This window comes from Streptomyces sp. C36 (assembly GCF_040932295.1).
GTDB classification, from domain to species: Bacteria; Actinomycetota; Actinomycetes; order Streptomycetales; family Streptomycetaceae; genus Streptomyces; species Streptomyces triculaminicus.
Map to the genome: position 1 here is coordinate 571,148 of NZ_JBFQGI010000005.1, position 18,482 is coordinate 589,629.

The 18,482-nt window shown below is 74.8% G+C and carries 12 protein-coding genes; 8 read left to right on the forward strand and 4 right to left on the reverse strand.

The window, feature by feature from the left end:
* Positions 1-56: 56 nt before the first annotated feature.
* Positions 57-4,676: a trypsin-like peptidase domain-containing protein gene (locus AB4K12_RS18955; protein WP_368435242.1), complete on the forward strand. Its 4,620-nt coding sequence runs from the start codon at positions 57-59 to the stop codon at positions 4,674-4,676.
* 52 nt (positions 4,677-4,728) lie between these two features.
* A complete protein-coding gene (locus AB4K12_RS18960; RefSeq protein ID WP_086574273.1) occupies positions 4,729-5,694 on the forward strand; it encodes a bifunctional riboflavin kinase/FAD synthetase in 966 nt (321 codons plus the stop codon).
* Between the two features lie 67 nt (positions 5,695-5,761).
* On the opposite strand, the gene AB4K12_RS18965 is transcribed toward AB4K12_RS18960, so the two are convergent.
* The 3 genes from AB4K12_RS18965 to eccE form a co-directional block, all read right to left on the reverse strand.
* Positions 5,762-8,758 carry an SCO5717 family growth-regulating ATPase gene (locus tag AB4K12_RS18965; protein WP_368435243.1) on the reverse strand — a complete coding sequence of 999 codons (2,997 nt, stop codon included), beginning with the start codon at positions 8,756-8,758 and terminating at the stop codon, positions 5,762-5,764.
* A 195-nt stretch (positions 8,759-8,953) separates the two neighbouring features.
* The gene (locus AB4K12_RS18970) at positions 8,954-9,688 is read right to left on the reverse strand and encodes a hypothetical protein (RefSeq protein WP_368435244.1); all 735 of its coding nucleotides are present in this window, start codon (positions 9,686-9,688) and stop codon (positions 8,954-8,956) included.
* Positions 9,688-10,974, reverse strand: coding sequence for a type VII secretion protein EccE (gene eccE, locus AB4K12_RS18975; protein ID WP_368435245.1), 1,287 nt, complete (start codon positions 10,972-10,974; stop codon positions 9,688-9,690). The genes AB4K12_RS18970 and eccE overlap by 1 nt, the downstream gene beginning before the upstream one ends.
* Positions 10,975-11,188: 214 nt before the next feature.
* On the opposite strand from eccE, the gene eccB reads away from it, so the two are divergent.
* The 4 genes from eccB to AB4K12_RS18995 are packed head-to-tail and all read left to right on the forward strand — an operon-like array spanning position 11,189 to position 17,172.
* Positions 11,189-12,757: a type VII secretion protein EccB gene (eccB, locus tag AB4K12_RS18980; RefSeq protein ID WP_368435246.1), complete on the forward strand. Its 1,569-nt coding sequence runs from the start codon at positions 11,189-11,191 to the stop codon at positions 12,755-12,757.
* Positions 12,758-12,769: 12 nt separating this feature from the next.
* Positions 12,770-14,017 (forward strand): type VII secretion-associated serine protease mycosin, encoded by a 1,248-nt coding sequence (gene mycP / locus AB4K12_RS18985; RefSeq protein ID WP_368435247.1) that lies wholly within the window; start codon positions 12,770-12,772, stop codon positions 14,015-14,017.
* 24 nt (positions 14,018-14,041) lie between these two features.
* Positions 14,042-15,646, forward strand: a complete 1,605-nt coding sequence (locus AB4K12_RS18990) for a PQQ-binding-like beta-propeller repeat protein (RefSeq protein WP_368435248.1) — start codon at positions 14,042-14,044, stop codon at positions 15,644-15,646.
* A 56-nt stretch (positions 15,647-15,702) separates the two neighbouring features.
* A complete protein-coding gene (locus AB4K12_RS18995; RefSeq protein WP_368435249.1) occupies positions 15,703-17,172 on the forward strand; it encodes a PQQ-binding-like beta-propeller repeat protein in 1,470 nt (489 codons plus the stop codon).
* A gap of 72 nt (positions 17,173-17,244) precedes the next feature.
* On the opposite strand, the gene AB4K12_RS19000 is transcribed toward AB4K12_RS18995, so the two are convergent.
* A complete protein-coding gene (locus AB4K12_RS19000) occupies positions 17,245-17,445 on the reverse strand; it encodes a DUF397 domain-containing protein (protein ID WP_362250674.1) in 201 nt (66 codons plus the stop codon).
* A gap of 228 nt (positions 17,446-17,673) precedes the next feature.
* Between AB4K12_RS19000 and AB4K12_RS19005 the strand changes: the two genes are divergently transcribed.
* Together AB4K12_RS19005 and AB4K12_RS19010 are read left to right on the forward strand one after the other, a co-directional pair.
* Entirely contained in the window at positions 17,674-18,078 is a 405-nt protein-coding gene (locus AB4K12_RS19005) for a WXG100 family type VII secretion target (protein ID WP_368435250.1), read from the forward strand.
* Positions 18,079-18,135: 57 nt separating this feature from the next.
* Positions 18,136-18,444 (forward strand): WXG100 family type VII secretion target, encoded by a 309-nt coding sequence (locus tag AB4K12_RS19010; protein ID WP_086573590.1) that lies wholly within the window; start codon positions 18,136-18,138, stop codon positions 18,442-18,444.
* Positions 18,445-18,482: the final 38 nt, after the last annotated feature.

Here is an 18,482-nt window from a genome sequence, read left to right on the forward strand (position 1 = left end):
CCGATCATCCGCTGCCTACCGTCGTGTGGACGAACACGGCGGGAGGTTCGACTCGGATGAACGGTCGGCGGACCGATGCCGAAGAGTCGCTGGTACGCATCCGCGACCTCGCCGGTCGCGCGCGAGGTACGGGATTCCTCGCCGACGACCGCGGCACTTTGATCACCAGCCATGAGGCGGTCGACGGCCTCGCCCGCCTGGTGCTGCACGCCCACGGCGAGCTGACCTGCGTCGTCTCCGCCGAGGACGTCACGCCCCTGCCCGAGTACGACCTCGCCCTGGTGCGTACGGAGGGCCTGTGCGTGCCCCCGCTGCCGGTCGCGGCGGCCGAGCGCGTCGAGGGCGGCAGGGACGTACGCCTGCGCGCCGGGCGCTGGCACAACGCCCGGATCATCGGCGACGTCCCGGTCACCTACACCGCCACCGACCGCTTCCATCTGCTCGGGGCGGCGCTGGAGCTGTCGCTGTCCGAGCGCGCCGGGCTGCGCCTCGGCGAGGAGGCCACCGGCGGGCCCGTTTTCGACGCCGCCGGCGGGGCCGTCATCGCTGTCCTCGGTACCGCGCTGCAGGCCGACCGCCGGGCCGCCGGCTTCGCCATCCCGCTGCGCGCGGCCGCCGCGGCCGACCCGGACGGACCGCTGGCCCAGCTGCTGCACCGCAACGACGCCAGCGTCCCGGCCTTCGGAGCCGACCTCAACCTCGCCGGGGCGCTGCAGCTGACCGCCACCGCCCTGGGCTCGGTCGTCACCCCGCGCGTCTGGCGCGACCCCGTGGAGCGCCCGGAGACCGAGCGCGAGTTCGGTCGCTTCCTCGACTTCATCGACCTCCTCGAGCTCACGGAGGCCGACCCGGGCAGCCGGGGCTACGTCCTCGGGCTGGTCGGCGACCCCGGCACCGGCCGCACCACGGAGCTCGGCGCGCTGGCCGGGCGCCGGGCGCGCGGCGCCGAGCCCGCCCCCACGCTCTGGCTGCGCGGCGCCGACCTGCGCGTGGGCGACGACAGCGTGCGGGACGCCCTCGCGCGCGCCCTCACCGCCGCCGGGCGGATCGTCACCGCCTCGGCGGGCGCCACGGGCACCGTCGGCGACACCTCGGCCGCCACCCCGGAGGCCGTCGCCGAGCTGGCCCGCCGCATGGGCCGCCCCCTGCTCGTCCTCCTCGACGGGCCCGAGGAGATGCCGCCCGTCCTCGCCCACGCCCTGCCCGCCTGGACGGCCGCCACCGCCAAGTGGCTCGAGGCCAACGCCGCCCGCCTGATCGTGGCCTGCCGCCCCGAGCACTGGGAGACCGCCGGCGCGCTCTTCCCCCCGCACGCCCTCCACGGCCCCCGCGACCTGCCGTCCGCGCCGGGCCCGCGCGCCCTGCCGCCCTGCTCGCGGCTGGCCGCGCTGACCCCCGGCCAGGCCGCCGAGGCACGGGCCTCCTACGGCATCCCCCCGGACGCCATCGCCCCTGCCGACGCGGGCCACCCCCTGGCCCTCCGGCTCCTCGCCGAGGTCCGGGCCGCGCTCCCGGACGGCACGGAGGGCGCAGGCGGCGACGGCGAGGCCGCCCCCGACCGCTGGGGCGTCTTCGCCGCCCACCTCGACCTGATCTGCCTGCGCATCGCCGTCCGGCTCGCCGCCGCCCGCAGGCCGCCGCTGCGCGGCGCGGCGGTCCGCAGGCTCGCGGCCCGGGTGGCCGGACAGGTCCACGAGGCGGCCCGGCGCTGCCTCGGGCCGGGGCAGGGCGAGCTCGAGCGGGAGGCGTTCGAGGAGCTGTTCCCCTGGCGCACGGGCTGGGCGTCCGCCGTGCTGACCGAAGGCCTGCTCGTACCGGCCGGCTCCGGCTACCGCTTCGCCCACGAGGAGTTCGCCGACTGGCTGCAGGGCACCCACCTCGACCTCGACGCCGCGCTGCACGCGCTGGTCCACCGCTGGTACGAACCGGAGGGCCCGCCCGCCGAGGCCGCCGTCCGCCTGCCCTCGCGGGCCGGCGGCGGCCCCATGCCCGTGCCCGGAGGCCACGTACCGCCCCCGCCCGGCTCCGCCGGCGCCGCGCGGGCCGGCGCGTCCCGCCGCCGCAAGCGCGGCGCCCCGGCGGAGCCGCCCCGGCCCCTGCCCGTGCCACGGCACCGCATCGGGCCCGTGCTGCAGGCGATGCTCCTGCTGGCCCGCCGGTCGGGGCCGACCGAGCTCTCCCGCCGCCTGAGCGCCCTCGTCCACGCCGTCGAGACGCTCGCCCAGCGGGCGGCGGAGGCCGAGGCCAAGGAGGAGGGCGCGGGCCGCCCGCTCGGCGACCCCTCCTGGTGGGCCGCCCATCTGCTCGGCGAGACGCTGCTGCGGGTTCCCGACGCCACGCCCTACCTGGGCGTGCTGCGCCTGCTCGCCGAGCGCGTCACCGCCCGCTCGGTCGCCGTCGGCGGCTTCGACGGCGAGGCGGCTCCCGCGCTGGGCGGTCTCGCCGAGTTCGGCCCGTGGTTCTGGCGCCGCGTCCCGCTCGTCCTCGCCGACCGGCTCGAGCTCCTGCGCATCCTCCTCCCGGCCGACGCCCCGCCCCCGGGAGCGGCGACGGCCGAGGAGGCCGCGCTGCCGGCGGGCGCGGGGCGAGGGGCGGTCCCGGGCCGGGCGGTCGTCGGCGGGGCGGAGGACGCGGCGGGTGCGGTCGGTACGGGCCGCGGTGCCGAGGGCCCGGCGATCGCTGCCGGTGGTGTCGGTGGGGTGCCGGACGCGACCGGGGCGGACGGCCCCGGGGCGGAGGGTGACGTCGGCGGCTGGGTCGACGTCGAGTGGGAGCTCGGCGGGGGCGTCGGCGCCGGTGTGGACGCTCTGGTCGGAGAGCGGCACGACACCGCGCCGGACGCCGCCGGGGACCGGGGCGAGGGGACACCCGGCACGTCGGCCGGTGCCGTCCGCCCGGGGCGGCCCGAGGGGGCGGAGGAGGACGATGCCCCGGCACGCACGCGTGGCGCTTGGGAGGCCGAAGCGGACGGGGCGCGCACCGACGAGGCCGGGGCCGGGGCGCGCGTACCGGGTCAGGCGCGGCATGAGGACGAAGCCGAGGACGAGGACGGAGCCCCCCGGGCCGTGGATCCCGCCGGCTCCGCCCAGGGCGCCCGCGAGCCCGTGGTCGGGCGGGTGCCCGGCCGTCGGCGCGGCGGCGGAAAGCCGCGCGCCGGAGCGGCCCGGCCGGCGGGCTCCGGCCGGCGGCCGGAGAGCGGGCAGGCGCACGATTCCGCCCCTTCCCGGGGCGGCCCCCTCCCGCACGTACCCGGCCAGACGCGCGGCGCCGCCACGGCCCGTACCCCCGCCCCGGCGGGGACGGACGAGCCGCCGGTCCCTTCCTGCCCGCCCCAGGCGGACCGCTTCCTGACCGCCGCCGCCACCCTGCTGGCGGACAACCCCTGCGCCGCGCAGCCCCTGCTCTGCCGCTGGTTCGGCGACGAGCGGCCGCTGCAGACCGCTCCCGACGGCGCCCTGGTGCGGCCCACGGTGGCCACCGCCGCCCAGGCGCTGCTGCACACCCACCGCAGGCGGGCCATCGACGACCTCGCCGAGGCGCTCGTGCAGGCCGGTCATCCCCGTGCCGACGAGCTGCTGGCAGCCCTCGCCGAGGACGAGCCGTCCGCGCTCTGCCGGGCCGTGGACCGGTGGGCGCACGACGAACGTGTCGAGCGCCACGTCGCCGCCGCCGCGTACGGGCTGCGGACCGCGCCCCACGTCACCACGGAGGCCGACCGCGAGCTGCTGCGCTTCTCCGCGCTCGCCCTGCTGGCCCGCCCCGCCGAGGGCGCCCTGCACGGCACCGCGCTCGCCCTGCTCGTCCGCGACCCCGGCACCCGCGCCCGGCACCTGCCGCAGGCCGTCGGCCGGTTCGCGGCCGGCGACCCCCACCTGCCGCCCGAGGTCCTCGCCCCGGCCCTGACCACCCACCCCGAGCCCGTGCTGGCCGCCTTCCGCGCCCGGCTCTACGAACCGGGCGACCGGCCCGCCGCCGTGCTGCGCACGCTTGCCGAGGTCGCCGCCCCGGCCCTCGCCCGCCGGGTCGCCGATCTCGTACGGGAGCACGTCGAGCACCGCCCGGAGGGCGCGGAGAACGCCGCCGCCTTCGTCGACCGCCGCCTGGAGGACGGCCCCGCCGCCCGCTCCGTGCTCTTCCCGCTCGTCGTGGACCTGCTGCGCACCCGGCCCGCCCACGTCCGCCGCGCCCTCGCGCCCGTGCTCGCCGACCCCGGCACCCCGGTTTCCCGGCCCCTGCGCCAGGAGTTGCTCGAGGTGCTGATGGAGCGGGAGGAGTACGGGCCGTCCGAGCGGGACGCCACCGTCCTCGACGCGCTGCTGAGAGCGGTGGCGGCGGGCGCCGCCGAGCGCACCGAGGCCCGTACCCGCGACCTCGTCCACCGCACCGGCCTGCTGATGGCCCGCACGCCCGAGGGGGCCGCGTGCTTCGACCGGCGGCTGACCCAGCTGGCCCGGGAGGTCCCGGTCTTCGGCGATCAAGTACGCGGATGGCTGAAATCGGCGCCCGCGCAGTGGGCCGTGGTCGTGGGCCCGAGCGCCCGCATCCGGCTGACGGCGGGGCGTGAGAAGGGGGGTGGGAGGGGTCAGGGGGGCGCATCGGATCCCACACACCCAGCGGACGTGACCGGCACCGCACCGGCCGATGCGGGACGCCGCCAACCGGCATGGCACTCTTAGTCCTGCGTCATCAGACAGACAAAGGTTCGGGTTCGGGCGAGGAGCGGGCACAGTGCAGCGCTGGCGTGGCTTGGAGGACATCCCCCAGGACTGGGGGCGCAGCGTCGTCACCATCGGCTCGTACGACGGCGTGCACCGCGGGCATCAACTGATCATCGGCCGGGCCGTGGACCGGGCGCGCGAGCTCGGCGTGCCCTCGGTCGTGGTGACCTTCGACCCGCACCCCAGCGAGGTCGTCCGTCCCGGCAGCCATCCGCCGCTGCTGGCGCCGCACCACCGGCGCGCGGAGCTGATCGCGGAGCTCGGCGTGGACGCGGTGCTGATCCTGCCGTTCACGGCGGAGTTCTCGAAGCTGTCGCCGGCCGACTTCGTGGTGAAGGTGCTGGTCGACAAGCTGCACGCCAAGCTCGTCGTCGAGGGCCCCAACTTCCGCTTCGGCCACCGTGCGGCGGGCGACGTCGGCTTCCTCGAGGAGCTCGGCGCCACCTACGACTTCGGCGTCGAGGTCATCGACCTCTTCGTCTCCGGCGAGGCGGGCGGCGGACTGCCGTTCTCCTCCACCCTGGCCCGGCGCCTGGTCGCCGAGGGCGACGTCGCGGGCGCGATGGAGATCCTCGGCCGCCCGCACCGCGTCGAGGGCGTCGTCGTGCGCGGCGCGCAGCGCGGCCGCGAGCTGGGCTTCCCGACGGCCAACGTGGAGACGCTGCCGCACACCGCGATCCCCGCGGACGGCGTCTACGCGGGCTGGCTGACGGCCGGCGGCGAGTCGATGCCCGCCGCGATCTCGGTCGGCACGAACGTGCAGTTCGACGCCACCGAGCGGACCGTGGAGGCCTACGCCATCGACCGTGTCGGCCTCGAGCTGTACGGGCTGCACGCGGGCGTGGACTTCCTCTCCTACCTGCGCGGCATGGAGAAGTTCGAGTCCATCGAGGCACTGCTGGAGTGCATGGCGGACGACGTGAAGCGGGCGCGCGACATGGTCGCGGCGCACGAGGCCGCCGTCGTCGCCGGCTGATCCACCGGTATGTGACGAGGCCCCCGGGCGCTACGGCGCCCGGGGGCCTCGTCGTTCCCCGCCGCGGCTACTGCTGCGGGGGCTGCGGCTGGGACCAGCCGCCCTGCTCCGGGTAGTGCGGCGGCTGCGCCTGCTGCGGGTACGGGGCGTACGGGTCGGGCTGGGCGCCGCCGCCGTACGGGTACGGGGCGGGGGCGCCCTCCGGCGCGTACCCGCCGGGCAGCGGCTGCACAGGCTGGTGCGGCGCCGGCTGCGGCTGCTGGTGCGCCTGCTGCGGGGCGGGCGCTCCGTACAGGCCCTGTTGCTGCTGGGCCCGGGTGAAGTCCTCGGCCACCATGGCCGACAGGTGGAAGTACGCCTCGCGGGTCTTGGGCCGCATCATCTCGAGGTCGACCTCCGCGCCCGTCGCCAGGTGCTCGTCGAACGGCACGACGACCACGCCGCGACAGCGGGTCTCGAAGTGCGACACGATGTCCTCGACCTTGATCAGCTTGCCGGTCTCCCGGACGCCCGAGATCACCGTGATGCTGCGCGACACCAGCTCGCCGTAACCGTGCGCCGCCAGCCAGTCCAGGGTGGTGCTGGCGCTGCTCGCGCCGTCGACGGACGGCGTCGAGATGATGATCAGCTGGTCGGCGAGGTCGAGCACCCCGCGCATCGCGCTGTAGAGGAGGCCGGTGCCCGAGTCGGTGAGGATGATCGGGTACTGCCTGCCCAGCACGTCTATGGCGCGCCGGTAGTCCTCGTCGTTGAAGGTGGTGGAGACGGCCGGGTCCACGTCGTTGGCGATGATCTCCAGTCCGGAGGGCGCCTGCGAGGTGTAACGGCGGATGTCCATGTAGCTGTTGAGGTGCGGGATCGCCTGCACCAGGTCGCGGATGGTCGCGCCGGTCTCGCGGCGCACGCGACGGCCGAGCGTACCGGCGTCGGGGTTGGCGTCGATCGCGAGGATCTTGTCCTGGCGCTCGCTGGCGAGCGTCGCACCCAGCGCGGTGGTGGTCGTCGTCTTGCCGACGCCGCCCTTGAGGCTGATCACCGCGATCCGGTAGCACGAGAGCACGGGCGTACGGATCAGCTCGAGCTTGCGCTGACGCTCCGCCTCTTCCTTCTTGCCGCCGAACTTGAAGCGGTTGCTGGGCTGCTTGCGCGGCTTGGGCTTGCCCTTGAGCAGCCGCTCGGAGGACAGCTCCACCGCCGCCGTGAACCCGAGCGGCGCCCCGTGCACGGACCGCTGCCGCTGCTCGGGCGTTATGGTCGGCCAGCCCCCGGCACGGGGGTCGGCGGGCGCCCCGGGCACGCCGCCGTCGTCGGCCACCGGCTGCGCGGGGTAGCCCTGTTCCCCCGCCCACGGCTGGGGCAGGCTCGGCCCCCGGTCCAGGGCCTCCCGCACCTCCTGCGGCACCCCGTCGGCCTGCGGCTGCGGCTGAGGCATGCCGGGGTACGGCTGGGCCTGGGCCTGGGCCTGCGGCTGGAGAGGGGCCGGCGGCGCGTACGCGCCGGGCGCGGGCTGAACTGGCGCCGGCTGACTGTGGACCACGGCCGGGGGCAGCGCACCCGGCGGCTGGGCGGCGGGGTAGCCGTAGCCGCCCGGCGGGGCGACCGGGACGGGGGTGTGGACGGCCGGGGCCGCCGCGTCGGGACGCGGGTAGCCGTAGCCGTCCTGAGGAGTCGGGGCCGGGGCCGGGGCCGGAGCGGCAGGGGCGGCCGCGATGGGCGCCGGTGCCGGAACGGCCGTCAGGTCCGGCCGCGGATAGCCGTAGCCGTCCTGCGGCGCGGGCGCGGGCGCGGCGGGTGCGGCGGGTGCGGGGTAGTCGTAACCCGCGGTGGGCACGGGCGCGTTGAGCGCCGGGGCCGGGGTGGCGGGGGCCGGGGTGGCGGGGGTCGGATAGCCGTAGGCGGGGGGCACGGGTGCGTCGGCGACCGGAGCGATGGGCGGGACCGGTGCGGGTACGGGTGCGGGCGCCGGGGCCGGAGTGGCGTACGGGCCGGGGGCGTTGACGTCCAGCGCCGGTGCGTCGGCAGGCGGGACGGCCGGGGTCGCCGGGGCCACAGGAGCCGCGGGTGCGGCCTGCGGCACGGACGCGTCGGCGGCCGGCGTCTCCGGGGCCGCCTGAACAGCCGGAAGAGCCGGGGCCTCGGGAGCCGGCGGAGCCGTCGGCGCGACGGGCGCCTCCTGGGGCGTGAACGTCTCGGCGACGGGGGCGGCCGGTACGGCCGGAGCCACCGGCGACTCGGGGGCCTCCTGGACGACCGGCGCGGTCGCGACCGCCGGGACCTCGGGGGCTTCCGGGGTCGCCGGAACCGCCTGGGCCGGGACCTCAAGGGCCTCCGGCGCTTCCTGCGGCGCTACGGGCGTCTCGGCGACCGGCGCGACCGGCGCGACCGGCGCGACCGGCGCGACCGGCGCGACCGGGAAGGCCGGCGCGACCGGGGGAGCGGGCGGCGTGCTCGGGCCGGGGTAGCCGTAACCGCCGGTCGGGGCGGGGGCGGCCGCCGCTTCCGGGCCGGGGTAGCCGTAACCGCCCTGCGGTGCGGGGTGGTCGTGGCCCTCCGGAGCGGCCGGCGCGGCGGCGGGCGCCGCCTCCGGGGCGTCCGTCGCGTCGGGGTGCGGGTGGGGGAGTTCGTAGGCGGCGGGCTGTGGAGCGCTCGGGGGCGCGGGCGGCATCGCGGGCGGGAACTCGGGCGGCAGCGGCGGCAGTGCCCCCTGGGGCACCGGCGGCGGGCTCCACGCCCCCACGGGCGCCTGCGGCGCGGCCGGTTCGGCGGCGGCCGGTTCCGCGACCGGCTCGGGGGACGGCTCCACGGCGGAGAACGCCATGGTGGCGAGGTCGACGGGGCTCGGAGCCGGAACCTCGTCCGCCGGAGCCGGAACAGCCTCCTCGAGCGGGGCCGGAGCCGGCGCCGGAGCCGGGTCGGCGGCCGGGGTCGTGGTCTGCGTGTACCACGCGGGCGGCGTGTAATCGATGGTGAACTCACCCGTGTGTTCGGGTTCGTGCTCGGTGTCGGGCCGGTCCTCGCCGGCTGTCTTCCCGGCCGCGCGGATCTCGTCCCGATCGCTGCTCACAATGCCTCCTGCTGGTGTGGTCCGGCGCCCATGGATGTCATCCGGTGGGGCCGACCGTTCCTGTCGCCCCGAACGCCCGTTCTCGTCGGCTGTCACGCGACAGGCCCGGCGTCGGTTCTCCAGTGCGTACGTTCATACAGACTAATCGTCATCCGCATCACGGCGTCAGGCCCGCCCCACCCCGCTCGCGGCGTGTCACTCCATGCGTCGTGCGGCGCCCAGGAGGCCCGTCTCCGGCTCGGTCGGACGCGTGGTCACATAGGTGCGGGCGGAAGGCGTGCACCACAGCGTGACCCCGTCCGGAAGGGCGGACAGCGCTTCGACGTCGTCGGCGGGAAGGTTCATCGTGCGGCCGACCAGCAGGGCCTCTTCGGGGGCGACGCGCTGCACTCCCACGAGGTCCGCCCGCTCCATGAGGCGCGGAGTGGTGGGGCCGAGGTAGGGCAGGAGAGTCAGGACGGACTGCCAGGGGGCCGCGCCGACCCGGCCGCGCGGCGGCCGTGCACCGCAGTCGCGGACGAGGAGCACGGGGCTGTGCGCCGACGGCCCCTGGGGCGGGACGCGACCGACGTCGTGGAGCGTGACGCACTGCCGGCCGCTGTTGGCCGACTGAGCGAGCGTGCTCCACAGCTGCCGACGCCCGGTCTCGACGGCGACCCGCGCGCCCGTGCCGACCGCGCGCAGGGCGAGGACCTGCGCCGTCCACGCGCCGCCCACCAGCACGACGTCGAACGCGGAGGGGCGGGCGAGACCCAGCACGGCGGGCGCGCCCTGCGCGTCGGAGCCGATGACCACGCCGTCGTCGCCGACGGGCAGGGCCAGCGCGTCGAACTGCTCGGGCGGCAGCTCGTGCCGCCCGCGCCGGGGGCCGAGCAGGCCGAAGCCCAACCGCGGCCGGGGCGTGGCGTTCACGGGTGTGCCGGCGTTCATCAGCGGGTGCCTCCCAGCGGCAGAGTGGCGAGCACGCCGGGCACCTGCTCCTGGTCCAGCCGCACGATCCCCGCTCGTACGGCCTTGGCGGCGCGTTCCAATTCCCGCCCGGTCTCCTGGAGTTCGTCCGCACCGCGGGCGCATATGCGGATGTGTCCCGACACGGTCGGCGCGTGCCGGCCGCGCACCGTCCGGCCCCGCCCGAGGGTGAGGCTCAGCGTGGTGGAGAGCGCGGGCAGCGAGGTCAGCAGCGCGGCGAACTGCGGCAGGGGAGCCGCGCCTCCGCCCAGCCGAGGCCAGCGGCTCACCCAGTACGTCGTGTGCCAGCGGTCGTCGCAGCGCCAGGCCCGGGGGCTCTCGGCGGTCCGCCGGGCGGGCACGGGTGCGAGGGCCGCCCGGTCCGTGGCCGCCGGATTGAGGTCGGCCGCCGCCGCCAGGGCGGCCGTCAGACCGTCCTCGGTCAGGGGCGTCGCGGCGAATCCGGCCCCCCGCAGCCGGCTCGCCAGCTGGTCGACCGCCCGCAGCAGGCATCGCCGCGCCCCTTCGGCGCCGCCGCCGCGCGCCTCGACGGCCGCGGGGCACAGCTCGGGGTCGAATTTCAGCGCCACCCAGGTCTGGCGTACGGCCGGGGAGCCCGTGAGGGCCTGCAAGGGTGCGTAGTTCACGGCCGGCAGCGCTCCGGCGGGCAGGTCCGGGGCGGGGGAGGGCAGCGTCGTCTGCACCACCTGTGCCGATTCCAGCCGGATGTCGTCGATGTCCAGGGCGTCCCGCAGCAGTCCCAGCGGCAGCGCGCCCGCCACCCGGTCCGCGCGCAGCGGCCGGTCCACGGCCTCGACCCGCAACACCGCGGTCAGGAACGTGCCGTCGCCGACCAGCCCGAGCGTCCGGTCGTTGTGCACGGTGAAGGAAGCGGTGCGCAGCGCCGGTTCGCACTCCATCAGCGGCGCGAGCCGGGCGTCCGTGCCCACGGCCGGCGGCCAGGCCGCGGCCCGGCCGCCGCGCCGCCGCAGGGCGACGGCCGACGCCAGCCATTCCGTGACCGGCCGGCGTCCCCGGCGAACCAGCGCGAGCAGCGTCAGGACCAGGGCGAGCGCCACCGCGGGGACCAGCAGGGCCCGCGCGGCCGCCCAGGCGGTGACCACCACGGCGGCCGCCACCTCGACCAGCACGAGCTGTCGCAGCCGCACCGGGCCCTGCGAGCCGTGTCCGGGGGCCGGGCGCGGGGTGACCGCGTCGGCGCCGGACTCCGGGCCGGCGCCGGCCCGTACGCGCGTGGTGGCGGCCATGGCCGTCGATCCCCCCTGTCCCGTAATGAATCCCCGGAAATCGGCCGCGGTCTCCGTCGCCACCGGGCCCGGTGGCGTCCCCCGGAGGCAGGTGCCGATCACCTACGGGCATAGTAGAGGCTCGGTATGACAGCGCATCCGATCGGGCGGCGGCCGCGGCCGTGGTCAAGGCGCCAGTGAAGTCGCAGGGAAAACGGGGGAGAAACCACTCGACATGGCATCTCGGCGGGATGAACTCAACGCCTACACTTTCGCGAAGAAACGGACAGTTGCCGCCTTTCTGCAGCCGTCGCTCAGCGGCTCGGAGGAAGGCGCCCCGCGCCCGCTGCGCACGGTCCTGCCCGGCGTCGTCGTCGGGGCCCTGCTCGTCGCGGGCTTCGGTGCGTGGGGCGTGTTCAAGCCGGTGGCCCCCAAGGGCTGGGACGACGTCGGCGCCCATGTGATCGTCGGCAGCGACTCCACCACCCGCTATGTCGTGCTCGTGACGGAGGGCAAGAAGCAGCTGCATCCCGTCCTCAATCTCGCCTCCGCCAGGCTCCTCATCTCCCCGGGCAAGTCCGGGGTGATCAAGGTCCGGGAATCCGAGCTCGACAACGGACACATTCCGCGCGGCCCCACGCTCGGCATTCCGTACGCACCGGACCGAATGCCCTCCGCCGCCCAGGCGGGGAATGGGAAACAGTGGGCAGTCTGCCAACAACCCGGCGGCGGCGGTAAAACCACTCAAAAGGCGGTTTTCCTTTTCTCCGACGGCGATCCCAAGGCCAAGCGACTGGACGGCACCCAACGGCTGCGCGGCGGACAGGCGCTGTACGTCCAGGGGCCGGACGACGCCCGCTACCTCGTCGACCCCGGCGGCACCCGCTACCTCATCGGCGGACCCGACTGGAAGAACGCGGACGAGGCCGACCACAACCTCCTGCTGCGCGCCCTCTTCCACGACGGCGCCCAGCCGCAGCGCGTCACCAAGGAATGGCTCGGAACCCTCCGCGAGGGCACGCCCGTCACCTTCCCCGAGACCGGCGGCACCATCGGCGATTCGGCCGGTGTGCCCACGCTCGGCAAGGCCAATCGCGTCGGCATGATCCTGCAGGCCCCGACCGGCACCTCCACCCAGCACTACGTCGTCCTGCCCGGAAAGGTGGCCCGCGTCTCGGAGTTCGTCGCCAAGCTCCTCCTCAGCAGCCGCGCCCTCAGCTCGCTGGACCAGGCCGGCACGCCGCAGCGGGTGAGCGCCGCCGACTTCACCCCGGACGCCCAGGAGTTCTACGGCGACCGGCACTGGCCCACCCAGGTGCCGCGTCAGGCCAACGCCGGCGGCGACGCCAAGGGCACCGTCTGCAGCCTCTTCACCGGCCTCGACGCGGGCGGTACCCCGAAGCTGGGCGTGTGGGCGGGCAAGGAGTACCCCGCCGCCATCCCCGACGGCGCCACCAGCGCGTACGTCACCCCCGGCTCCGGCCTGCTCTACCGCCAGGTCACCGGGCGCCAGACGAACAGCGGCGCGGTCTTCCTCGTGACCGACACCGGGCTGCGCTACGCCGTGCAGTCCAACAGCGACAGCGCCACGGCCAAGTCGAGAATCGGCGAGGAACGGACGGCGGCGGAGCCCGGCTCCCCGGAGAACGGCGCGGCCCCCGGGGTCAGCGAGGCGGACCAGGCCCGTATCCGGCTCGGCTACCAGAACGTCACGCCGGTCGCCGTCCCCGCGAACTGGTCCCAGTTCCTGCCGACCGGGCCCCGGCTGGACGCCAACAGCGCCCGGCAGCCGCAGGGTTCGTAGGGAGGGCACCGCATGCGCCTCGCCCGCCGGGCCGCCCTCGCCGCCATCACGGCGCTCACGGTCGCCCTCCTCGCGCCGGCCGCCGCGGCCGCGCCCGCCTCCGCCCCCGGCGGAGGCGCGGCGACGGTCCTGAACGGCAGCGGGGAGTGCGACTACCCCGCCAAGCCCATCAAGGGCACCCCCTGGGCGCTCCAGCGCGTCCTCCTCGACCAGCTCTGGCAGGACACCAAGGGCAGGGACGCCGACGGCCGCCCGGTCCGCGTCGCCGTCATCGACACCGGCGTGGACGTGAAGAACCCGCAACTGGCCGGCGCCGTCGACGTCAAGAGCGGCACCGACCTGCTCTCGGGCCCCAAGGACCCCGCCAGGGGCCCGACCGTCGACCTCGTCGGCCACGGCACCAAGGTCGCCGGCATCATCGCCGCCCGGCCCTCCCCGGCCAGTGGATTCGTCGGCATCGCCCCGGAATCGGTCATCATCCCGATCAGGCAGAACGACGAGAAGGGCACCGGCACCACACGCACCCTGGCCGTGGGCATCAAACAGGCCGTCGACGCCGGCGCCCGCGTCATCAACATCTCGCAGGACACCACCATGCCGCTGAACCCGGACTCCGACCTCGAGCTCGCGGTCGGATACGCCCTCGACCACGACGTCGTGGTCGTCGCCTCGGCCGGCAACGACGGCGCCGACGGCCTGCCCAAGCCCACCTACCCGGCCGCCTACAAGGGCGTCCTGGCCGTCGGCGCGTCCGACCGCAACAACGAACGCGCCCCCTTCTCCCAGTCCGGCGACTTCATCGGCGTCGCCGCGCCCGGCGTCGACATGGTCTCCACCGTTCCCGGCGGCGGCCAGTGCGTCGACCGCGGCACCAGCTTCGCCGCCCCCTACGTCGCCGGAGTCGCCGCCCTCATCCGCGCCAAGCACCCCGACTGGAAGCAGCACCAGGTCGTCGCCCAGATCGAGCAGACCGCCGAGCGCGTCACCAACGGCCGCGACCGCCACGTGGGATGGGGCGTGGTCGACCCCGCCCGCGCGCTCACCGAGGACGACCACCCCGTCGACCACGTCACCACGCCCCAAGGCCCGGCGCATGCCGTCGCCGCCCCCCAGCCCGTGGCTCTCCCCTTCGGGGAGAGCGAGCGGGAGCGACAGGTACGCCTGGCCACGTACGCCCTGGGCGGCACGGCCGCCCTGGTGGCCATGATCACCGGATCGGCCGTGGTCGTACGAGACCGTAACCGCCGCCGCCTGCCCTGAGGCGGCATTCGCACCAAGGAACCCATGACTCAGCCACCCTCCCTGCCCCCACGCGGCGACGACCCGCGGACGCCCCGGGCCGACGACCCGCGGATGCCCCAGGTCTGGGACACCCGCATCGAGGACCGCACGCCCTCGTCACCGCCGTCACCGTCGTCGCAGTCGTCGTCACCGTCACCGTCGCCGCAGCCGCAGCCCGGCGCCCCGGCGCCCCACGGCGGCCGGTCCTTCGCGGACGCGGCGACGGCCCCGCCCGGCTTCGGCCCCGCGCCGCAGCCGTTCGGGCCGGTGTCCGCCACGCCGGACGCCGCCGCCGGCGGCCCGGCGGGAGGAGGTTCCACCAAGCGCCGCAAGGTCCTGGCCATCGGGCTGGGGCTGCTGCTGGTGGCCTGCGCGGGCACGGGCGGCTGGCTGCTGTGGGGGCGGGGAGGAAACGATTCCGCACCCAAGAAGAAGACGACCGCCGGACCCATCGACGCCAAGCTCGACTGGATGGCGCCGGTGCCGGACAAGGACAAGGAGCACGCGGACTCCTTCCCTTCGCCCTGGTTCACCAAGGACACCATCGTCCTGGCCACGCGGTACGCGGTGACGGCCTACTCCCGGGAGAGCGGCAAGCAGAGCTGGACCCTCCCGGTGGGCGGGCGCGTCTGCAGCACCTCCACAGGGTCCGACGGGGGAGTGGCGGCGGTCGTCTGGGGCAAGGGCGACTACGACTGCGACAAGCTCATGGCCGTCGACGTCGAGCACGGGCGGCAGCTGTGGTCGCAGGATGTGGTCGACTCCAAGGGGCGCACACAGGGGCGGGACCTGGCGAACATCTCCGTCGACCACGGCAATGTCACGCTGGCGGACGTCGTGGGCGATCCCTACGTCTACGCCGCCCGCACCGGAAAGCAGAGCAAGGCCACCGACTACGGCTGCCAGCAGCTGGGTTCGGTCGTCAAGGGGTCCGGGCAGCTCACGCTCGCCCAGTGCCAGCCCATCTATGGACGGCAGTTCATCCTGAACGTGGACCCCAAGAGCGGCCAGGAGAAGTGGACCTGGAAGGTCCTCAACGGCATCGCCGTGCAGAACGTCATCTCCGTCAGCCCCGCGGTGCTGGTGGTCGGCCGGGAGAACGAGACCAGCGCCTCGGACATCGTCACCCTGGACGACAAGGGCCGCATGGGCCCCCTGATATCCGTCTCCGCGGGCCCCTACAACCTCGACGCCTGCAGGCCGCGGCATCTGGACTCCTGCCGCAGGGTGGTCACCGACGACAGGACGCTCTACCTCGCCACGAACAAGGACAAGGACGGCCTCAACTCCATCGCCGCCATCGACCTGGCCACGGGCAAGCCGCGGTGGACCGCTCCGCTCGGCGGCACCCGGACCAACCGTCCGCTCGCCATGCACGAGGGCCGTCTGCTCGTCTACCAGGAGGCCACCAAGGAAGAGGGCGGAAAACTGCTCTCCGTCGACCCGGCGACCGGCGACTCCAGGGTCTTCATGAACCTTCCGCAGGAATCGGCCGAGCGGGAGCTCAGCCTCGCCCGCGACGGCTCCGCCTACTTCCGTGACGGGCGCTTCTACATCGTCTCGGACATCGGTATGACCGACAGCATGATGATCATGGCCTTCCACTGACCGGGCCCCGCCGCCGGCCACCGAACGAGAACGCAGAGAACGCAGGAGTCCAGTCAGTGTCGCAACCACCGCCCCACGGCTACCCGCCCCAGCCGGGCGACCGGTCCCAGCAGCCATCGGCGCCGCTGCCCCCGCTCGCACCGCCCACGCTGCCGTCGCCCGTGATATCCGCCCCCGACCCCGCAGCCGCCCCCGTACGCCGGCCCGTGTGGCGGAAGCCCGCCGTCCTCGGCCTGGTGCTCGCCCTGGTGCTCGGCGCCGGCGGCTGGGCGCTGTGGTCCTTCCTGGGCGACGGCGGACAGGGCCACAAGAAGCCGGCCGCCGCCGCGAAGGACGCCCCCGGAACGGTCGCCTGGAAGGCCGGGGCCCGCACCAAACCGGACGACAAGGGGATGAAGGAGGCGCCGGGCACCTGGTTCACCTCCTCGCTCGTCGTCAAGGCCGAACCGGACATGGTCACGGCCTACGACGTCAGGACCGGCGAGAAGAAATGGTCCTTCCTCCTCGCCGACCCGCTCTGCGCCGCCTCCCGGGAGTCCGAGGACAACGTCGCCGTCGTCGCGATCCGGATCGGCGGCGCGTGCGCGCGCATGCTGGCCGTCGACCTGAGGGACGGTCACCGGATCTGGGACGAGCTCATCGTCGACGACAAGGACGCCGCCGAAGCGCTCATCCCCGAGAAGTGGAAGAACGCGCGCCTCGAGATCGCGCTCCACGACGGCCATGCCTACGCGATCTGGGGCACCGGCGGACAGACGCGCCGCCTGAAGGACGGCAAGCGGGTCGAGGACGAGAAGTGGGACGCCTGCGAGATGGTCGACACCGCGGGTGGTGACCTGCTGATCGCCATCACCTACTGCGGCGACAAGGGCACCACGATCCGGTCGCTCGATCCCGAGAAGCTCGACAAGCCCCGGTGGAGCAGGAAGATCGAGGAGAAGCAGGACGGCATCCTGTCCGTCGTCTCCACCAGCCCCCTGGTCATCACGCAGAGCCCGGGCAAGGCCGGCCCGGACGCCCGCGACGACTTCGTCGTCCTCGACCCGGCGAACGGAAACGACAGGACGCGCGTCCCCTACAACAGCTACTGGCGGCTGGGCTTCTGCTTCCTCCCCACCTCCGGCTGCACCGGGGCCGTCGTCGACAAGAACAGCCTCTACGTCGCGGGCAAGGGCGTGACCATGGCCTACGACCTGGCCACCGGCAAGGAACGCTGGACGTACAAGGCCGACGCCGGCCGCGTCACCCTCCCCGTGTCCGTGCGCGACGGCGAGGTCGCCGCCTACACGCCCGCGACCGCCGAGCGCCGCGGCCGGGTCACCTATGTGTCCGCCGCGAGCGGGAAGGCCCTGCGCACGGTCGAGCACTCCGACCGGGAGGCGGACCGCAAGAACGAGGCGATGATGGCGAAGGTCCAGGGCTATCCGCGCCTGCGCAACGACCGTCTGCTGCTCATCGACGACGGCGAGTACGAGGACGCGGGCAGCGGCATGATCTTCGCGATCAACGCGCCGTCGGCGGACTGACGCCCGCGGAAGGGGCCGGGGACGAGCGCGTCCCCGGCCCCTTCCGCGTCAGGGCACCCGTCGGGGCACCCGTCAGGGCACCTCGATGTCGAACTCCCCGTCCCGCACGCCCAGGACGAACGCCCGCCACTCGCTCTCGGTGTACCGCAGCACGGTGTCCGGGTCCGCGGACGACCGCATCGCGACGGCCCCGCCCTCGAGATAGGCGATCTCCACCCGCTCCTCGGAGGTGTCGCCCGGCGCGCTGAGCCACTCGGCGCCCGAGATGTCCATGGCGTACAGCGCCGCCGTCTCTTCTTCTGTAGCCACTGTCCGGGCTCCTCTTTCCGACTCTTTGCGGTCCGCGAGCCGACTCTTTCCGGTCCGCGAGAGACCGACGCTAGCAACGGCCGCGGCCGCCGGGACAGGCTTTCGGCCGTTCCCTCGCGGTCAGTTGGGGCGCGTGCCGGGAGTGACTAGAGTTGCGGTTTACGCACACTCATGGGGGAAGGGGCAAGGACCATGTCCGGACAGTCCATCAATTACGAGACGTTCGCCAAGTTCGAGAACACCATCGGGGAGGTGACCGGCCACCTCTCCAAGAACCTGCAGAACCTGGCCAACCTGCTCGAGACCGTCCGGGCCGGCTGGCAGGGCGAGGGCGCCAACGCCTTCGTCACCGCGCAGCGCGCGCTCAACGACGACCACGACGCGCTGCGCCGCCTGATCGACGGAATCCACCAGGCCGCGAGCGCCACCCGGCGCGCGACGAGCGCCAACGACCACGACGTGCTCGCGAGCTTCAAGGGAATCGACGTCAACGGCGCGGCCGCCGGAGGCCACCTGGGCGGCATGAGCCAGGCCAACGGCGGAACCAGCGATGTGAGCGCCGGCCTCACCAGCAAGATCGACAGCTACTCCCTGTAGGGAGCGGGCTCTCGGACCAGGCCGTTCACAGACCTATCGATTCCCAAGGAGCAACACATGTCCGGCAACGACGTCGACCTGAAGGTCAGCTACGCCCACGTCAGCGAACTGGCCACGGCCATCGACCAGGCCGCTGGCGTGGTGCAGAAGAACCTCGACGACATCTGGGCCGCCGTGCGGACCGTCTCGGGCAGCTGGACCGGTGAGGCCCGCGAGATGTTCAACGCGGCCGACACGCAGTTCCACGCGCGGGGCAACCACATCCACGAGACGCTGGCGAAGATCGCGGAGACCATCCGGACCGGCAGCTCGCACTACGCCGAGACCGACCGCAAGGCCTCCCGCCTGTTCGACGTCAGCTACTGAGACGTCAGCTACTGAGACGTCGGCTACCGAGCCGTACG